Source organism: Streptomyces sp. NBC_01384, assembly GCF_045040035.1.
In the GTDB taxonomy this organism is placed as follows: domain Bacteria; phylum Actinomycetota; class Actinomycetes; order Streptomycetales; family Streptomycetaceae; genus Streptomyces.
In genome coordinates, this window is the sequence record NZ_CP109559.1 from 2,683,795 (window position 1) to 2,701,508 (window position 17,714).

At 70.0% G+C, this 17,714-nt stretch carries 12 protein-coding genes and 2 pseudogenes; 10 read left to right on the forward strand and 4 right to left on the reverse strand.

Annotated elements, in window-relative coordinates; translation table 11 throughout:
• The first annotated feature begins 279 nt into the window (after positions 1-279).
• The 6 genes and pseudogenes from glnII to OG747_RS12165 all read left to right on the forward strand — a co-directional run bounded on the left by glnII (position 280) and on the right by OG747_RS12165 (position 6,310).
• Positions 280-1,308 (forward strand): glutamine synthetase, encoded by a 1,029-nt coding sequence (glnII, locus tag OG747_RS12140; protein WP_405879330.1) that lies wholly within the window; start codon positions 280-282, stop codon positions 1,306-1,308.
• A 434-nt stretch (positions 1,309-1,742) separates the two neighbouring features.
• Positions 1,743-2,348 carry a winged helix-turn-helix domain-containing protein gene (locus OG747_RS12145; protein WP_405879331.1) on the forward strand — a complete coding sequence of 202 codons (606 nt, stop codon included), beginning with the start codon at positions 1,743-1,745 and terminating at the stop codon, positions 2,346-2,348.
• 120 nt (positions 2,349-2,468) lie between these two features.
• Positions 2,469-3,461: an NAD-dependent epimerase/dehydratase family protein gene (locus OG747_RS12150; protein WP_405885515.1), complete on the forward strand. Its 993-nt coding sequence runs from the start codon at positions 2,469-2,471 to the stop codon at positions 3,459-3,461.
• Positions 3,462-3,539: 78 nt separating this feature from the next.
• Positions 3,540-3,905, forward strand: a pseudogene (locus OG747_RS12155) (sensor histidine kinase); the annotation flags it as partial.
• Entirely contained in the window at positions 3,890-4,546 is a 657-nt protein-coding gene (locus tag OG747_RS12160; RefSeq protein WP_405879332.1) for a LuxR C-terminal-related transcriptional regulator, read from the forward strand. The pseudogene OG747_RS12155 and the gene OG747_RS12160, both read left to right, overlap by 16 nt.
• Before the next feature lie 246 nt (positions 4,547-4,792).
• Positions 4,793-6,310 carry a DUF1996 domain-containing protein gene (locus tag OG747_RS12165; RefSeq protein WP_405879333.1) on the forward strand — a complete coding sequence of 506 codons (1,518 nt, stop codon included), beginning with the start codon at positions 4,793-4,795 and terminating at the stop codon, positions 6,308-6,310.
• A gap of 85 nt (positions 6,311-6,395) precedes the next feature.
• Here OG747_RS12165 and OG747_RS12170 read toward each other — a convergent pair whose 3' ends face one another.
• Positions 6,396-6,839: a hypothetical protein gene (locus OG747_RS12170; protein ID WP_405879334.1), complete on the reverse strand. Its 444-nt coding sequence runs from the start codon at positions 6,837-6,839 to the stop codon at positions 6,396-6,398.
• 170 nt (positions 6,840-7,009) lie between these two features.
• Between OG747_RS12170 and OG747_RS12175 the strand changes: the two genes are divergently transcribed.
• The 4 genes and pseudogenes from OG747_RS12175 to OG747_RS12190 all read left to right on the forward strand — a co-directional run bounded on the left by OG747_RS12175 (position 7,010) and on the right by OG747_RS12190 (position 10,077).
• Positions 7,010-7,144: a hypothetical protein gene (locus OG747_RS12175; protein ID WP_405879335.1), complete on the forward strand. Its 135-nt coding sequence runs from the start codon at positions 7,010-7,012 to the stop codon at positions 7,142-7,144.
• Between the two features lie 30 nt (positions 7,145-7,174).
• Positions 7,175-9,091, forward strand: coding sequence for a hypothetical protein (locus tag OG747_RS12180; protein WP_405879336.1), 1,917 nt, complete (start codon positions 7,175-7,177; stop codon positions 9,089-9,091).
• Between the two features lie 21 nt (positions 9,092-9,112).
• Positions 9,113-9,316 (forward strand): annotated as a pseudogene (locus OG747_RS12185) (2Fe-2S iron-sulfur cluster-binding protein); the annotation flags it as partial.
• 56 nt (positions 9,317-9,372) lie between these two features.
• Positions 9,373-10,077: a TetR/AcrR family transcriptional regulator gene (locus OG747_RS12190; protein ID WP_405879337.1), complete on the forward strand. Its 705-nt coding sequence runs from the start codon at positions 9,373-9,375 to the stop codon at positions 10,075-10,077.
• 3 nt (positions 10,078-10,080) lie between these two features.
• On the opposite strand, the gene OG747_RS12195 is transcribed toward OG747_RS12190, so the two are convergent.
• The 3 genes from OG747_RS12195 to pulA form a co-directional block, all read right to left on the reverse strand.
• Positions 10,081-10,434: a 5-carboxymethyl-2-hydroxymuconate Delta-isomerase gene (locus tag OG747_RS12195; RefSeq protein ID WP_405879338.1), complete on the reverse strand. Its 354-nt coding sequence runs from the start codon at positions 10,432-10,434 to the stop codon at positions 10,081-10,083.
• A gap of 13 nt (positions 10,435-10,447) precedes the next feature.
• Positions 10,448-12,088 carry a SpoIIE family protein phosphatase gene (locus OG747_RS12200; protein ID WP_405879339.1) on the reverse strand — a complete coding sequence of 547 codons (1,641 nt, stop codon included), beginning with the start codon at positions 12,086-12,088 and terminating at the stop codon, positions 10,448-10,450.
• 70 nt (positions 12,089-12,158) lie between these two features.
• Entirely contained in the window at positions 12,159-17,564 is a 5,406-nt protein-coding gene (gene pulA, locus OG747_RS12205; RefSeq protein WP_405885516.1) for a pullulanase-type alpha-1,6-glucosidase, read from the reverse strand.
• Positions 17,565-17,714 lie beyond the last annotated feature (150 nt).

The following is a 17,714-nucleotide window of genomic DNA, read 5'->3' on the forward strand; positions in this document are numbered from 1 at the left end:
ACCCATCGCATACGAGCCGCCGCCCCCGGGCCGGGAGGATCACGGTGGGCGGACGCCGGTGCTCACGGATCGCGGGAGCGGGCCGCTGATAGCGGTCGCGAATCGCTCTCAGCGAGTGAGTCGCAGCACAGAGGCACCAGGTAACACGGGGTTCACATTCGAGCAATGTTCGGGAAATCGCCTGTTGACAGGCTGCCGGGCATCACCGCAGCGCCCCAGTGTCGCAGCGCCGCAGCACCCGCAGTGCGCCTAGAGACCCACCCCCGAAGGATGTGGCCCGTGACCTTCAAGGCTGAGTACATCTGGATCGACGGCACCGAGCCGACGGCCAAGCTCCGTTCCAAGACGAAGATACTGAGCGACGACGCCAAGGGTGCCGAGCTGCCGATCTGGGGCTTCGACGGGTCTTCCACGAACCAGGCCGAGGGGCACGCCTCCGACCGCGTACTCAAGCCCGTTGCCACCTTCCCGGACCCGATCCGCGGCGGCGACCACGTCCTCGTCATGTGCGAGGTCCTGAACATCGACATGACGCCGCACGAGTCCAACACCCGTGCCGCGCTGGCCGAGGTCGCGGAGAAGTTCGCCGCGCAGGAGTCGATCTTCGGCATCGAGCAGGAGTACACCTTCTTCGACGGGGAGCGCCCGCTCGGCTTCCCCGTCGGCGGCTTCCCGGCCCCGCAGGGCGGCTACTACTGCGGTGTCGGCGCGGACGAGATCTTCGGCCGTGACGTCGTCGAGGCGCACCTGGAGAACTGCCTCAAGGCGGGTCTGGGCATCTCCGGCATCAACGCCGAGGTCATGCCCGGCCAGTGGGAGTTCCAGGTCGGCCCGCTGTCTCCGCTCGAGGTCTCCGACCAGCTGTGGGTGGCCCGCTGGCTGCTCTACCGCACCGCCGAGGACTTCAACATCTCCGCCACCCTCGACCCCAAGCCGGTCAAGGGCGACTGGAACGGCGCCGGCGCGCACACCAACTTCTCCACCAAGGCGATGCGCGAGGGCTACGACGCGATCATCACCGCGTGCGAGTCGCTGGGCGAGGGCTCGAAGCCGCTCGACCACGTCAAGAACTACGGCGCCGGCATCGACGACCGCCTGACCGGACTGCACGAGACCGCCCCGTGGAACGAGTACTCCTACGGCGTCTCCAACCGCGGCGCCTCGGTCCGTATCCCGTGGCAGGTCGAGAAGGACGGCAAGGGCTACATCGAGGACCGCCGTCCGAACGCGAACGTCGACCCGTACGTCGTGACGCGCCTGATCGTCGACACCTGCTGCACCGCCCTGGAGAAGACCGGCCAGGTCTGATCCGACCGTCCCGCACGGGACCGCACCGTCCCGCACTCCCGCGGGACGCCTGGGAAACTCCTGCGAGGGGCGTCCACCTTTTCGGTGGGCGCCCCTTCGCGTTGCCGTACACCACGTCAAGTTCCCGCCAAGGACGCGTCCGACCTGTGAGAGGAGACTCCTGCCCGGCGCCGGCTTCTGCTTCAATGGGGGTATGGCCAGCTTCCAGAAGTACACCGCGACGGGTCGTCCCGACCTGGAGCCCTTCTGGCCTTCCCGTCAGCATCACGACTTCGACCGGGTGTGTTGCCGCGCGATGAACGCGCCGGCCCTCTAAAGCCGTACACCCCGGCCTTCGGCCAGCGCGCACGACGTACGTCCTCGACGGCCCCGACCACGAACTCGCGGTCGTCGACCTTCCCGACGAACCTCTCGCGCGAAAGAGCTGACCTCTCATGGCGAACACCCGTACCTTCTCCTCCGCCGCGGCCTCCCCCACCCCGACGACGCCCGCAACCGGCTCCGGGCGCCACCGACTGCGTGCCGTCGACCGGGACGAGATCGTCGACGTCACGGACTTCCTGCCGCCGGGCGCCACCTGGCTGCCCGCGCCCGCGCACACCCTGCCCGTACTGCCGGGCCGGCCGCCGATGATCGGCTACCTGCTCCTCGTACCGGCCGACCAGCAGCCCCTGCTGCCGCTGCCGGTCGCCGTCCAGGACCGGCCGTCGGCGCCGGACGCGGAGGCGGAGTCCGCCGCCGGAGGCGACCCGCTCGTCCGCATCGACTCCGTACAGCGCACCGCCGAGGTCGACGGACGGCCGCTCGACCTCACCTACCTGGAGTTCGAGCTGCTCGCGCACCTCGTCGCGCATCCGCACCGGGTGCACACCCGCGACCAGTTGGTCAGCACGGTGTGGGGCTATGGGCACGTGGGCGACGGGCGGACCGTCGACGTCCACGTCGCGCGACTGCGGCGCAAGCTCGGCGCGCAGCACCGGCAGGCGATCCAGACGGTACGGCGGGTCGGGTACAAGTACGCGCCCCCGACGGGTCGTTGACCTGCACCGCTGAACAGGATCCGCGGATCTTCTGTCAGCAGATTCCCGTTCCGTCCGGCGGGCCGTCCGGGCAGAGTCGTCCGTATGAAGTCTTTGAACATGACGCCTTTGAAACTGCTGATGCTGGGCGGTACGGACTTCGCGGGGCGCGCCGTGGTGGAGGCGGCGGTCGGCCGTGGCTGGGAGGTGACCATCTTCCACCGGGGGCGCCGCGAACCTCCCGCCGGGGTGCGGTCGTTGCTGGGTGACCGCACCGCTCCCGACGGGCTCGCGGCGCTCGCCGACGCCTCCACCGAGGGTGAGTGGGATGTCGTCGTCGACACCTGGTCGGCGGCGCCGCGGGCCGTCCGCGACACGGCGCGGCTGCTGGCCGGCCGGGCCGGGCGGTATGTGTATGTGTCGAGCTGCTCGGTCTACGCCTGGGCCCCGCCCGCCGGGTACGCCGAGGACGCGCCCCTCGTGGCAGGGGCGTCCGAGGACGCCGAACAGACCGACTACGCGCGCGACAAACTGGGCGGCGAGCTGGCCGCCGTCTCCGCCTTCGGCGCGGAGCGGTCGGTTCTCGTACGGTCCGGGCTGATCCTCGGGCCGTACGAGAACATCGGGCGGCTGCCGTGGTGGCTGACCCGTCTCGCGCGGGGCGGTCCCGTGCCGGCGCCCGGACCCCGGTCTCTGCCGCTCCAGTACGTCGATGTCCGTGACCTCGCGGACTGGATCCTCGGGGCGGCGGAACGGCAGGCGAGCGGGGCGTACAACCTGATGAGTCCCCAGGGGCATACGACGATGGGCGAGCTGCTCGATGCGTGTGTCCAGGTCACGGGGGCTCGGGCGGAGCTCCGCTGGACCGAGCCCTCCGTGATTCTCGGCGCCGGGATTCAGCCGTGGACGCAGTTGCCGGTGTGGGTGCCGGCCGGGAGTGACATGCATGACGCACTGCACGGTGCCGATGTCTCGCGTGCGGTCGCCGCCGGCCTGCTCTGCCGCCCCGTCTCCGAAACGGTCGCGGACACCTGGGCCTGGCTCCGGAGCATCGGCGGGGTGGCTCCCCAACGACCTGGCCGCCCCCCGGTGGGCCTGCCCCCGGACCTGGAGGCGAAGCTACTCGCCCTGTGAAGCCCAGGGCCCTTCGCCCCCGCCGCCGCTACCCGCCCCATCCCCTCCTTGCCCTGGGGCTTCGCCCCCAGACCCCCGGGACTCGGCGACGCCGTAAGGGCGTTGGCGCTGCGGCTGCCCCTCGCCTGCGAGGTGGACGTCAGCATGAACGGCCGTGCCGACGCGCCCGTCGAATCCGCCGCGTACTTCGCCGTCAGTGAGGTGCTGACCAACGTGGTCAAGCACTCCGGTGCCGAGCGCCTCTGGGCCGACCTCCAGCACGCGGACGGAATGCTCCGCATCACGGTCACCGACGACGGGAAGGGCGGCGCGCGGATCGGCGCGGGCTCGGGGCTGGCCGGGGTCGAGCGGCGGCTCGGTACATTCGACGGCGTCCTGGCCGTCAGCAGCCCCGCGGGCGGTCCCACCATGGTGACCATGGAGATCCCTTGCGCGTTGTCCTAGCCGAAGACCTGTTCCTGCTGCGCGACGGACTGGTCCGGATGCTTGAGGCGTACGGCTTCGAGATCGCCGCCGCCGTCGAGAGCGGGCCCGAACTCAGCCGGGCGCTGGCCGAGTTGACGCCGGACGTCGCCGTGGTCGACGTACGGCTGCCGCCCTCGTACACGGACGAGGGGCTGCAGTGCGCGCTCCGGGCCCGTCGGGAGCGGCCGGGGCTGCCGGTGCTCGTGCTCTCCCAGCACGTGGAGCGGTTGTACGCACGGGAGTTGCTGGCCGACGGCACGGGCGGGGTCGGTTATCTCCTCAAGGACCGGGTGTTCGACGCGGAGCAGTTCATCGACGCCGTGCGGCGGGTCGCGGCGGGCGGGACCGCCATGGACCCGCAAGTCATCCAGCAGCTGCTGGACCGCCGCTCGCACGCCGGCCATCCGCTCGGGCGGCTCACCCCGCGCGAGCTGGAGGTGCTCGAACTGATGGCGCAGGGGCGGTCGAACGCGGCGATCGCCGCCCAACTCGTGGTCACAGAACGGGCGATCGCCAAGCACACCTCCAACATCTTCACCAAGTTGGGGCTAGAGGTGTCCGATGATGACAACCGGCGCGTACTCGCCGTACTGGCGTATTTGGATCACGGCAGCCAGTGAGGGAGAGCCCGGGGAGGACGAGGGAGAAGTGGCCGGCGGCGTTGTTGAATATCATTCAAACCCGATTTCGTAGATCAACTCCCCGAAAAACGTACGCTTCTGAGCCCATTGCGCCGGAAATGGCCTCACGAACTTCTAAGATTTTCCGAGGTTTCTGAACACCTCAGGAGTCACCCGCGTACTGATGGGCGCCGCTTCACTCCTGTCGGGCGCCTCGATGCCCCGCAAGGAAGTCAGAGGAGTTCCATGGGACGCAATACAAGAAAACGACGTTCGCCGCTGGCTGTTCGCGCGGTTGCTGCATCTGCAGCCCTCGCGATCGGTGGGGGCGGATTGATCTGGGCGAATTTCTACGCCTCGGCGCACGAGACCAACTCGAGCCCGAACACCACGAAGTCCGCCGCCGCCCAGGTCGCCACCATCTCCTGCCCCGACATCGGGCAGCAGCTGACCAGCGTGCCCGCCAACGCCAAGTCGAACGTCGACACGGAGCTGGCCACGCTCGACAAGCAGATCACCGAGGCGTACGCCCGGCTGGCCTCGTCGCGTCAGGCCCAGGCCAACGACCCGGGCTTCGTCCAGAACGCGATCCTGTCGCCGCTCAAGGACAAGCGGACCGCGGTCATCGGCCGAATCAAGATCGACTTCTCGCGGGTCGGCGCTGCCGCCCCGAGCTCGCTGGACGGTCTCGCCACCTGCACCGGCGCCGCGGCCAACCAGGCCCAGACCACCGCCGGTGGCCAGAACAACGGCGGCCAGCAGAACAACGGCGGCGCCGCGGCCAGTGCGGCTCCGAGCGCGAGCGCGTCGGCCGCGGCACCGGCCAACATCGGCGGTCAGGCCGGAAACGGTCCCGTCGCCGCGGACTTCGTCGACATCACGAAGGTCGCACCGAACGTCCTGGCGAAGCCGCAGAAGAGCGGCAACGCCTCGACCGGTGTGTTCATCACCCGGTGCGGTGTGAACGCGAACAAGAACCACAACAGCGACAACGTGATCGTGGCGCCCGGCGTGACCGACGGCGCGCACCACGTGCACGACTACGTCGGCAACCAGAAGGTCAACGCGTTCTCCAGCAACAACACGTTCCTGCAGGGCGGGACCAGCTGCCAGAACAAGAACGACCTGTCGGCGTACTACTGGCCGGTGGTCCGTGTCCAGGACGGCCAGCAGGAGGTCGACCAGAACGCGCTCGGCGGTGGCAAGGAAGGCAACGTCGGCAAGATCCTGACGCCCGTACAGGCGCAGATCAAGTACGTCGGCAGCCCGGCCAGCAAGGTCGTCGCGATGCCGCAGTTCCTGCGCATCATCACCGGTGACGCCAAGACCACCACCAACGGTCTGGCGAACGCCAACGCGCACTGGAGCTGCACCGGCTTCGAGAACAAGGTCCAGCTGACGACGCAGTACCCGATCTGCCCGCAGGGCAGCAACGTGGTCCGCACGTTCGCCTTCCAGAGCTGCTGGGACGGCCAGAACATCGACAGCGCCAACCACCGCACGCACGTAGCCTTCCCCGACCCCGCGAGCGGCGTCTGCGGCAACGGCTTCAAGGCGATCCCGCAGCTGACGATGCGCCTCGTCTACAAGATCACGCCGCCGGTCCTCCAGAACGGCGTGGTGAAGAACGCGTTCGCGGTGGACGGCTTCCCGGAGCAGCTCCACAAGTCGGCGACCGACCACGACGACTTCATCAGCGTCACGACCGGTGGCCTGGCGAACAAGATCGCCAACTGCATCAACACCGGGCAGAGGTGCCAGTGATCCACTGAACCGGTGAAGTGACCCACTGAAGAAGGCCGGTGGCGGGAGATCCCGCCACCGGCCTTCTGTGTGCCGTGTGTGCGGCTCAGCCGCTGTGGGTGTGGGCATGGTGGTCGGTCCCGACCTCCAGGTCACCGCCGAGCGTGCCGCGCAGCGCCGTGACCACCTTCTGGTCGGCGACAGCGACCCACTTGGCGCCGACGAGGTAGAACCCCCCGTAGTCCTTCGCATCGTTGATCCACTCGCGCTGGCCGCGATCGGTGGCGAAGGTGGCGAGGATGAACTTGCCGTCGGTGTTCTTGCAGATCGCCTGGCGGATCTCGTCGGCGTCCGTCTGTATGTCCGGCTTGCATTTCACCTCGGCCGCCAGATCCTCCAGACTGCCGGTCGCCGTGGCCGGGACCTGGTCGGCCGAGTCGCTCTTGGCACCTCCCCCGCCCGACCCGCCGCAGCCGGTCAGCGCCAGCAGGGCCGCGGCCGCGACGACCGCAAGGCCGTGCCCGCTCAGCTTTTCGCGTGTCAACCTCATACGTTCCTCCGGTGCCTGTCGGCGCCCACGCCGTCGAGAGCCCCGGCGAGGGCCCTGGCCTTCGATACGGCTCCGGCGCCTCCAGCGCTCAATCGCCCCCGTTACGGACGGAAAGGCACCGTGTGGGAATACCGATGCCGTCGCGGGCACGTGGGTGCGAAGGTGCCGCCGTGAACGAAGACTGGGAAGAGCGTACGGCGGCGGCCTGGGCGACGTTCGACGAGCGGTCGATGGCGAACCTCGCTCGACCAGCGCTGGACCCGGAGGCGGAACACGCCCCCTCCGGGCTTCCGGCCCCGCGGTGACCATCCACCGCTACGCTCGTTTGGCTGAACGTGCAGTCACAGGATGTAGCCCCGCTCCCCACAGCCTCCTCAGGACCGGTCGTCGACGTCGAGCAGGCCGAGGCCGCCCTCGTCGAGCACTACCCGCGGCTCGTCCGGCTCGCCTATCTGGTGCTGCCGCCGAGCCTCGGCCGCAACCGACGGGTGCTGACCGCGCACGCCCTCACCCAGCGCGCGCTCCCCCGGGGACGCACCTCCACACCCGTGATCCCGGCCCAGGCCACCGGCCGCAACGGCGACCCCGGCTACGCCCTCGTACGCCTCCAGGTCGTGCGTACGGCACTGGAGGCGGGCCTGCCGCTGCGCCGCGTCGCGTGGCCCAAGCGCTCCCAACTGCCCCCGCTGCTGCCCCAGGTGTGGGGCCTCAGGCTCTTCCCGCGCTCCGGCGGCGCCGACGAACTCGCCCTGGACCAGCGGCTGTCCGCCCTGTCCGGCCCCGCCCGCGCCGCCTACGTACTACGCGGCCTCGAGAAGCTGCCCGACACCGATGTACGCAAGGTGCTGACGACGGCGGGCGTCGGCGACCCGGGCGCGGCGCTCAAGGAGGCGGGCGGCGTCGAGGCCCAGGACGCCCTGCTCCTCTCCCCCGAGTTCGACCCCTGTTCACTGCACGCCCGGCCCACCGACCTGATGCGGCGCAGACAGCACATGAAGGCCGCGCTCGCCGCCACCGCCGCGGCGGCCGTCTGCGGTGCGCTGCTCGCCCTGCCCGGCGGCGGCTGGGGACCCGACGGCGCCGCGGCCCCCTCGTACGCGCAGAACCCGGCCGCCGAGGCCGCCCTCGACCCGGGGAAGGTGACACGAGTCGCCCCGGCGGTGTGGCGGTCATCGGCGCGCACCGACTTCTCCGTGTGGCCCGCGCGCGGCAATCTCGCCGGGGACACCGCGCTGCTGCGCCGGGCGCTCGCCGTCTGGGCCCGGCCCGGCGCGTCCGTGCAGGTCTCGGCGACGCCCGGCACCCCGTCGGGCGCCCCGGCCGGACCGCCGCAGCTGCTGTACGCCGGTGATGTGGACCAGGCGCGCGTGGTGCTGTTCTACGACGGGCTGCGCATCGCCCGGTACGCCGAGCCGCGCGACGGCACGGGCGGCGCGGCCCTCGACTTCGCCCGGGTCGACGGCGCGGGCGGGGCCGAGGCGGACGCCCTGGTCCTGGACCGGGCCGACAGCAACGTCCGCTATCTGACCGCCCCCTGGGTGACCAGGGCCGTCGAGCGCGACCTGATGAAGCCGGCCGCCGCCCCGACGGCGCTCACCCTCGCGGCCGACGGCGTCACCACCCCGCTGGCCGGCCCGTCCCCGACCGGCGCCTGCACCTCGTGGAACGTCATGCAGCTGACCGACGCCTCCGGCCCGCACCTGCTGACCGACCTCGGTGAGCTGATCCCGGCCCACCTCACCTCGGGGTCGCCCTCGGCACCCCACGAGGCGGCCGGCCCTGCGGGCCTGCAGAACTGGGCGCCGTTCGCCTGCTCACTGGCCGCGGTGCGCTCCGAGGGCGTGCGGTCCGTGAACGCCTGGCAGTACGCGCGGCAGCCGCTGCCCGACGCGAGCGGGACGGCGGCCTGGGTGTGCACGCGGGCCGACACCTGGCGGGGCGACGGCACCCGCGTCCTGGCCCAGTTCCACACGCCGGGCGGGACGTACGGCGCGGTCGCGGCGAAGGCCGAGAACTCGCCCGCGTGCGGTGTCCGTGACCCTCATGTGCTGGCGGGCGTGCTGTGGAAGTCCGGCACCGGGGACTGGTACCTGCTCGCCGCGGGCAGCAAGGACACCGTCTCGATCAGCGCGACGGGCGGGGTGAGCGGGTCGGCGCAAGGCGCGCTGCTCGCCGTACGGACGAAGCAGGGGGCCGAGGCCGGGTTGAAGGGGACCCTGACGGACGGGCGGCAGGTCAACGGGCTGCGCTAGCCAGAGCCCGGGGCGACCGGCGCCACCGTCCTCGCCGCCGTACGCGCCGAACTGCCCGACACCGTGTACTCCTGCGAGCAGGGCTTCTGCGGGACCTGCCAACAGCGGGTGCTGGAAGGGGAGATCGAGCACCGCGACGAACTGCTCATCGATGCGGAGCGTGGTGGCTCGATACTGATCTGTGTTTCGCGGGCGCGCGGTGATCGCATCGTGTTGGACATGTGAACGACCATGGTCGAACTGGCCCGTTCCGGGGCTGATCCGATCGGTAAGGTGTTCGTATGACAACCGGGGTACGCCGCAGGATGGGTGTCGAGGAGCGGCGGCAGCAGTTGATCGGCGTCGCCCTCGACCTCTTCAGCCGACGCTCGCCGGACGAGGTCTCCATCGACGAGATAGCCTCGGCCGCGGGCATCTCGCGGCCGTTGGTCTACCACTACTTTCCCGGCAAACTCAGCCTGTACGAGGCGGCGTTGCAGCGCGCCTCGGACGATCTCGCGAGCCGGTTCGTGGAGCCTCAGGAGGGGCCGCTCGGGTCGCGGCTGCTGCGGGTCATGCGCCGGTTCTTCGACTTCGTGGACGACCACGGGCCCGGTTTCTCGGCGCTGATGCGCGGTGGTCCGGCGGTCGGCTCGTCCAAGACCAACGCGCTCGTCGACGGGGTGCGGCAGGCCGCGTACGTCCAGGTCCTCGCGCACCTGAGGATCGAGAACCCGCCCGCCCGCCTGGAGCTGGTGATCCGCTCGTGGATCTCGCTCGTCGAGTCGACGGCGCTGATCTGGCTGGACGGGCGGCGGATTCCGCGCGGCGAGCTGGAGGTGCAGCTCGTGCACGACTTCGCGGCGCTGGCGGCGGTGAGCGCCGCGTACGACGAGGAGCTCGGCGCGCTGCTGCGCGAGGCGCTCAAGGGCGACCCGGGCGACGGGCCGTTCACCGACCTCGCCGTCCGGTTGATCGCACTGGCCTCGCCGCCCGCTGCCTCATAGCGACTACCCCACGTACTTCCGGTACGACGGGTCGAGGTCGCGCACCTCGGCGGACAGGTGCAGCGCGAGTCCGTCGGTGGGCTCGATGTACTTGCGCAGCAGCTCAAGGGTGGCCTCGGTGAGCTTCGCCTTGGTCTCGTCGCTGCGGCCGGCCAGCAGGGCGAACGTGACGTGCACGATGGCGTGCCCGTCCGCCTCCGCTCCCACCACCTCGTCCTCGGTGCGCAGCGTCCGCGTCTTGCACGCCTCGATCCGCGCGGCGGCGGTCTCGACGATCACGGGGTGCAGCGCGAGGGCGAAGGCGCGCCAGTCGACGTGGTCGAGAGCCGGGGAATGCTCGACGGTGATGTTCGGCATGGGCACTCCTGTTCTAGGTGTCTGTGCCGGTCACCCTAGCCAGCCGCAGCGCCAGCAGCGCGATGTCGTCCTCCCGGTCGTGACCGAAGCAGGCGAGGAGCGTGTCGCACAGGGCGTCCAGGCCGGGCAGGGCGCCGGTGGCGGCCGCGCGGAGATGCTCCATCGACACCGCCAGGTCCGTGCCCCGGGTCTCGATCAGGCCGTCGGTGACCATGAGGAGCCGGTCGGTGGGTTCGAGGAACAGCTCCGTGGGCGACGGGTGGGGCAGACCCACACCGAGCAGCGGGCCGGCGGCCTTGGCGTAGTCGGCGCTGCCGGTGTCCCTGATGATCAGCGGCGGGATGTGGCCCGCGTTGGCGATGCGGGTGCGTCCGGTGGCGGGGTCGATCAGAACCAGGCAGACGGTGGCGGTGACCTCGGCGTGGTAGCGCTGGAGCATCCGGTCGAGGCGCTCGGCGAGTACGGCCGGGTCGCTCTCGTCGACGCTGTAGGCGCGCAGTGCGTGCCTGATCTCGACCATGACGGTGGCCGCCTCCAGCGAGTGCCCGACGACGTCGCCGACCGCGGTGAGCACGCCCTCGCCGGTGCGCAGGGCCGCGTAGAAGTCGCCGCCGATCTCGGTCTCCTGGGACGCGGGCACGTACCGGACCACGACGTCGACGCCCGGCAGCTCGGGCAGCCGGTGCGGCTGGGGCAGGAAGCTGTGCTGGAGGGTGAGGGCGACATGCCGTTCGACCTGGTACATGAGCAGCGGCTCGGCGGCGAGCGCGGTGGCCTCGGCGAGCCGGGCCACCAGGGCCTCGTCCTCGGGGTTCACCCGGCGCACACCGCGGGTGGGCGTGGCGAGGCACACCGAGGCCTTGCCTTCCTGGATGGGGATCAGCGCCAGACGGGCGTCGTGCTGCACGCCCGGCCGGAAGAACCCGGCGGGCCACAGCGGCGCGGGCACCGTGGTGATCTGCACCCCGGCCTGCCCACGGGTGAGCCGTCGGAGCAGACCGGCCACGGCCCGGTGGGCGCCCTCGTCGGGCATCGCGAGCGAGGTGCGGTCCCGTGAGGTGCCGCGGTACAGCTCGTCGTCCGGGCCGAGGACGAAGACGGCGGCGGGAGAGCCGGTGAGCCGCGCGGCGCCGTCGGCGGCGGCATCGGCGAGTTCCTGCGGGGAGCGCGCCATCTGGATGGTGACGATCGTCTCCGCCAGCCGCGTCAGCCGCCGTGCCAGCGCCTGGTCGTCGGCCCTGAGGCGCGCGGCGCGCACCGCGGCCCGGACCACCGCGTCGATCTCCTCGGGCTCGGCGGGCACCGTCAGATACGCCTCGCCGCCCACGTCAAGGCCTCGGCACCGGTCGCCCGGAGCCACGGCGGCGGCCGAGAAGTGCACGACGGGCAGGCCGGCCATGTGCGGCCGGGCCTTGAGCCGACGGCACAGTTCGAAGCCGGTCATGTCCGGCAGTTCCACATCGACGAGCGCCACGTCGGGCAGGGTGCCCTTGCGCAGTCGTACGTCGAGTTCGACGAGCGCCTCGGAGCCGGTGGCGACCGGGACGACCTGGTGACCGGCGCGGCGCAGCACGGCGCTCATGGCGTACCGGCTGGCCGCCACATCGTCCACGACCAGCACGGTCGTGTCTGTCCGCTTGCCGTTGACGTCCATCTGTCAGCCCTTGGACACACCGGTGGGGCAGACCGGGGTTCGAGGTCTGCCCCACCAAGGTAATGCCCTTTCAGGAGGTCCGGGTGAATACCGCCACAGTGCGACCCGGAACGGCGAACGTGCCCGATTTCGCCTCGTAGGAGGAGGATTTGACGATAGGGTCGGCGCCCGCCGCCTGCACCGGGTGCAGCGCGTACGCCGTCCCGGCCAGGGCGCCGACCGTCTGCTCCTGCTCCTTGGGGGTCGCGTTGAAGACGACGACGAGGTCGCCGAGCTCCATCGTGATCACTCCGGGGGTCTCGTCCTTCCCGGACAGCGGGAAGGAGAGTTTCGACTGCACCTGCGCGGCGGTGGACAGCGAGAAGACGCTCTCGGTCGTACGGATCCGCTGCAGGTCCTGGTACGCGGCCGAGCTGCCCTCGATCTGGGCGCACCCCACCTGGACCGTGCTCAACAGGGGCGTGGCGTAGGGCCACTTGGACGCGTTGTCGGCCGCCGGCGGCAGCCCGCGTCCGAAGCCGTTGCCGTCCCGGCAGTCCCAGTGGATGGCGTTGAACCAGTCGCCGCTGTCGAACGAGTTGCGGTCGAGGGACTTGGAACGCAGCAGGTCGGAGCCTGCCTGGGAGAGCGACGGGCCCTGTGAGAGGGTGGCGGTCGCCATGGCGAGGACCTGCATCCGCGCCCGGTCGCTCGCGCTGGTCGTGGCGGGCAGCTTGTAGGTGAGGGCGTCGTACAGGGACTCGTTGTCGTGCGCGTCGGTGTACGCGAGGGCGTCGCCGGGCGCGTCCGCGTAGCCGGCCGGCTGGCCGTTGTAGTCGACCTCGGCGCCCTTGACCTCCTTGCCGTCGGTGTCGGTGAACCGGTAGGCGGCGAGATTGCCGCTGAGCCCGATCTTGATGAGGTCCTGGTAGTGCAGCAGGCGGGCCTTCTGCTCGGCCGAAGTGCCGTTCGCGGTGGAGGAGTTGGGGTCGGTGTACAGCCCCGAGGCGAATCCCTGGACGCCGGGGTCCGCGTCGAAGGGACTGCCGCCGCGTACGGCGTCGCGTGCCCGGTCGGAGAAGGTCGCGATGCCCGTCCCGGCCATGTTCTTCTGGGTGGCCTGCACGAAACGGGCGTCGTTGGCGACCTCGCCGAAGTTCCAGCCCTCGCCGTACAGGATGATCTTCTTCCCGTCGACCCCGTCCTTCGCCAAGGTCAGCGCGTCGAGGGCCTTGCGGACCGCGAGGATGTTGGCCTTGGGGTGGTGCCCCATGAGGTCGAAGCGGAAGCCGTCGACCTTGTACTCCTTGGCCCAGGTGACGATCGAGTCCACCACCAGCTTGCCCATCATGGCGTTCTCGGTCGCTGTGTTGGCGCAGCAGGTGGAGGTGGCGACGGACCCGTCGGCGAGCAGCCGCTGGTAGTAGCCGGGCACGATCTTGTCGAGCACGCTCGTGTCCGCCTGCCCGCTGGCCGCGGTGTGGTTGTAGACCACGTCCATGACGACCCGCAGGCCGTCCTCGTTCAGCGACTTGACCATCTTGCGGAACTCGACCGTGCGGCCGGTGCCGTCCGGGTCGGTCGCGTACGAGCCCTCCGGGACCGTGTAGTGGTACGGGTCGTAGCCCCAGTTGTAGGCGTCCTTCGCGGCGATCGCGGCGACGCACTCCTGCTGCTTCTGGGAGTCGGCCGGGTAGGAGGCGAGGTCGCAGCCGGTGGTGGCCTGTTCGGACTTCTTCTCGGGGATGGTGGCGATGTCGAAGGCGGGCAGGAGGTGGACGTACGAGGTGCCCGACCTGGCGAGGGCCCGCAGGTGCCTGGACCCGTCGCTGTTCTTGTCGGTGAAGGCGAGGTAGGTGCCCTGGTCCTTCGCGGGGACGGTCTTGTCCGCCACCGAGAAGTCCCGGATGTGCAGCTCCTGGATCTGCGCGTCCTTCAGCGGCACGGCTCGGGGCTTCTTCAGCGACGACCAGCCACTCGGGGCGAGGGACTTGTCCTTCAGGTCGACGACGAGACTGCGCTCGGAGTCGGCGGTGAGGGCGAGCGAGTACGGGTCGGTGACCTTGTTGGTGACGACCTTGCGGACGGTGGGCGCCCACACCTTCACGATGTACCGGTAGGGCTTGTTCTTCCAGGACTTCGCGCCGGTGACGGACCAGACGCCGGTGGTGTCGTTGCGGCGCATCGCGACCGTGGCGCCGTCGAGTTCCAGCGAGACGCTCTGCGCGGTGGGCGCCCAGACGGCCAGCGTGGGACGGCCGTCGCGGAACGTCGGACCCAGCTGTGCCTTGGTCGCGTCGTACAGATCGTCGAGTACGCCGGCGATCTGGACGCCCGTGGCCGCCAGAACAGCGCCGTTCGCGGCCCTTTGCGAGGCGACGATCTGACCGTTCAGGGCCTTCTTCACCCGGCCCTGGTCGCGCGGGTCGACAGACCAGGCGGTGTAGTCCTTGAGGTGCGGGAACCTGGCCTTCTGCGCGTCCGTGAGGGTGGTCTTGGTGAGGCGCAGCCACCGCTCGTCGTCGCTGGTCAGCGTCCCGTCCTTGACCGCGATCGAGCCGTCGTGGGAGTACAGCAGCTGGGTGGACACGGCCGCGTCGGAGCCGTTCCAGGCGACCGTGTTCCGGTCGATCCAGACCGCCTTGGAGGTGGTCAGGTCGAGCGCGGCCGCGCTGCCGGCCGGCTGCGGGAGCAGGTACTTGTCCTGGCCGTTCAACAGCCACACCTCGTGGCCGTTCGCGGTGAGGTCGAGCGACTGGTCGGTCGGGAGGTCCTTCTCGTCGCCCTTGTGGAGGATGTAACTGAGGCTGGTGGCGCCCTCGGCGAGCGGCACCTCGAAGACAGCGCCATAGGCGTCGGTCTTCACCGGCTCCAGGGGCTTGGACCAGTCCGTGGGCGTCGCGGCCCCGGTCCAGACGTGTAGTCCCCAGCCGGTGTAGTCGCCGTCGGCGCGGTGGTAGTGCAGGACGGCTTTGGTCGTGTCCTGCGCCGGGTAGTCGGGCCGCTGGGTCTGTACGGCCTCCTTGCCCTGCTCGACCCAGACCTCGCCCGTCTTGGTGACGTCGATGGTGCGGTCGGTGGCGACGTCCTTGTTGCCGTTCTTGTCGATGACGAGGAAGCCGACACTGGACGCGCCCGGCTTCAACTTCACGTAGGCGAAGGCCCCGTAGGCGTCCCGGCCGATGAAGTCGTGGCCCGCGGGCCAGGTCGTCGACTCGCCGTCGGCGAGGTCGCCCCAGGCGTAGAGCCGCCAGTCGGTGTAGTCGCCGTCGGTGCGCTTGTAGTGGACGATCGCGTAGTCGCGCGAGGAGGCGGTGGGGACTTCGGCGGTGGGCGGGGTGCCGCTCGTACTCGTGGCCGTCGCGCTCGCCGTGCGCCCGGCCGAGTCGACGACCACCGCCTTGTAGCGCAGGGCGGTTCCGGCCGGTACGTCCTTGCCGAGGGTCTGGGTGACCTTGTACGGGGCGTGGTCGGCGGAGCCGAGCGTCTGCCACCTGCCGTCTCCGACCTGGGCGGCGAAGACGACGCGGTTGAGCTGACCGCCGGTGACGTCGGCGCCGAGCTCGACGGTGCCGGTGGCGCCGGCGTCGGGCGCCTTCAGGGTCAGCGAGGGCTTCGCGGCGGGCGCGCCGAGCGGGCGGGCCGCCTTGAGGACGACGGCGGAACCGGCCGGGACGGTGACGGTGACGTTCTTGTCGGCGTCGCTCGTCAGCCGGGAAGAGGTCCCGTAGATCCCCTGGAAGGTCATGTCCGCGGAGCCGGTCGCGAAGGTCGCCGTCTTCGCGTCGCCCGCGTTGTTGAGGGCGACCAGGTACTCGGTCTTGTCGTCGCCCGTGCGGGAGAAGGCGTAGATCCCGGAGCCGTCCGCCGCGTATCGCTCGGTCTGCGCTCCATCGGCGAGGGCGGGGTTGTCCTTGCGGAGCTTGGAGAGAGCGGCGATCTCCTTGTAGAGCGGTGCTTTCGTGTCGTAGGCGTCGCTCGCGTGCGTACGGTCCGTGCCGAGCTCGTCGTCGTCGAGGTAGTCGGCGACCTTGGAGGCGAACATCGTCTGGCGGGCGTCCTTGTCGCCGCCCGCGCCGGTGAAGCCCTGTTCGTCGCCGTAGTAGACGACGGGGTTGCCACGGCTGAGGAACATCAGCTCATTGGCGAGCTCGTCCTTCTTCACCAACTCCGCGTCGGTGGCCTTCGGGTTGTCCTGGTTCAGGAAGTACCCGATGCGGCCCATGTCGTGGTTGCCGAGGAAGGTGACCTGCTCGTACGCGTTGGCCTTGTCGGTCGTGTACTTGTAGTCGTCACCGAAGACCGAGGCCAGCTTCTTGGCGCTGCCGCCCTGGGAGGCGTACGAGCGGGCCGCGTCCTGGAAGGGGAAGTCGAGCGTGGCGTCGAGGCGGCCCTGGGTGACGTACGGCGAAGTGATCGACGTGTCGGCGGAGTAGACCTCGCCGAACATGAAGAAGTTCTTCCGGCCGCGTTCGGCCGCGTACTTGTCGAGGGCGGTGGCCCACTGTGTCCAGAACTCCATGTTCACGTGCTTCACGGTGTCGATCCGGAAGCCGTCGACACCGAAGTCCCTGACCCACTTCTCGTAGATCTTCTCCATGCCGCTGACGACCTCGGGACGCTCGGTCCACAGGTCGTCGAGGCCGGAGAAGTCGCCGTAGGTGGTGGACTCGCCCTCGTAGGTGGAGTCGCCGCGGTTGTGGTACATCGTCGGGTCGTTGAGCCAGGACGGGACCTTGGTGGTCTTCTTGGCCGCAGACACGACGGGCGTACGGGGGAAGGAGCCGGTGCCGACCGAGGGGAAGCTCTTGCCGCCCGCCGCGTAGTCGGCGTCGTCGAAGGGCTTCCCGTCCTTGGTCAGATACGGGAAGGCACCCTTGGAGAGGTAGTCGTAGGACTTCTGCTCATAGTCGACGACGTCGGCGGTGTGGTTGGTGATGACGTCGAAGAAGACCTTCATGCCCTTGGCGTGCGCCTTGGAGATGAGGGTTTCGAGGTCCTTGTTGGTGCCGAAGTGCGGGTCGACCTGGGTGAAGTCGGTGATCCAGTAACCGTGGTACCCGGCCGAGGCATTGGCACCGGTGCCCTGCACGGGCTGATTCTTGAAGATCGGCGCCATCCAGATGGCGGTGGTGCCGAGCCCCTTGATGTAGTCGAGCTTCTTGGTCAGACCCTTGAGGTCGCCGCCCTGGTAGAACCCTTTGTCGGTGGGGTCGTACCCGGTGGCGAGCCGCGAACCGGTCAGACCGCCCTTGTCGTTGGACGTGTCCCCGTTGGCGAAGCGATCCGGCATCACGAAGTAGAACTGCTCGCGCGTGTCGTCGTGCCGGGCCGGTTCGGCGGCGAGCTTCGCGTCCGAGGGCGGCGCGGGCGGGGTCTGCGCCCGCGCCGCGATCGGTTGCAGAAACGCTGCGGCGAGGGCGGCCACGGCGACGGCCGCGACCCGTCTGCGCGGTGCGGTACGGCGCGCCCAGGGCGCCGGCCATCTCGGTATCACAGGCATGAACTCCTTGCGACTACGGCTCTTTTGGATCGCCCCGACGCCGGGCACGGCCACGGTGCCGGGCGCCGGCGCGACCGTATCGCCGCCGCAAGGTTTACAGCAAGAGTCTTGCAATCGACGGCAAGATATTTCAGAAGAACCTTC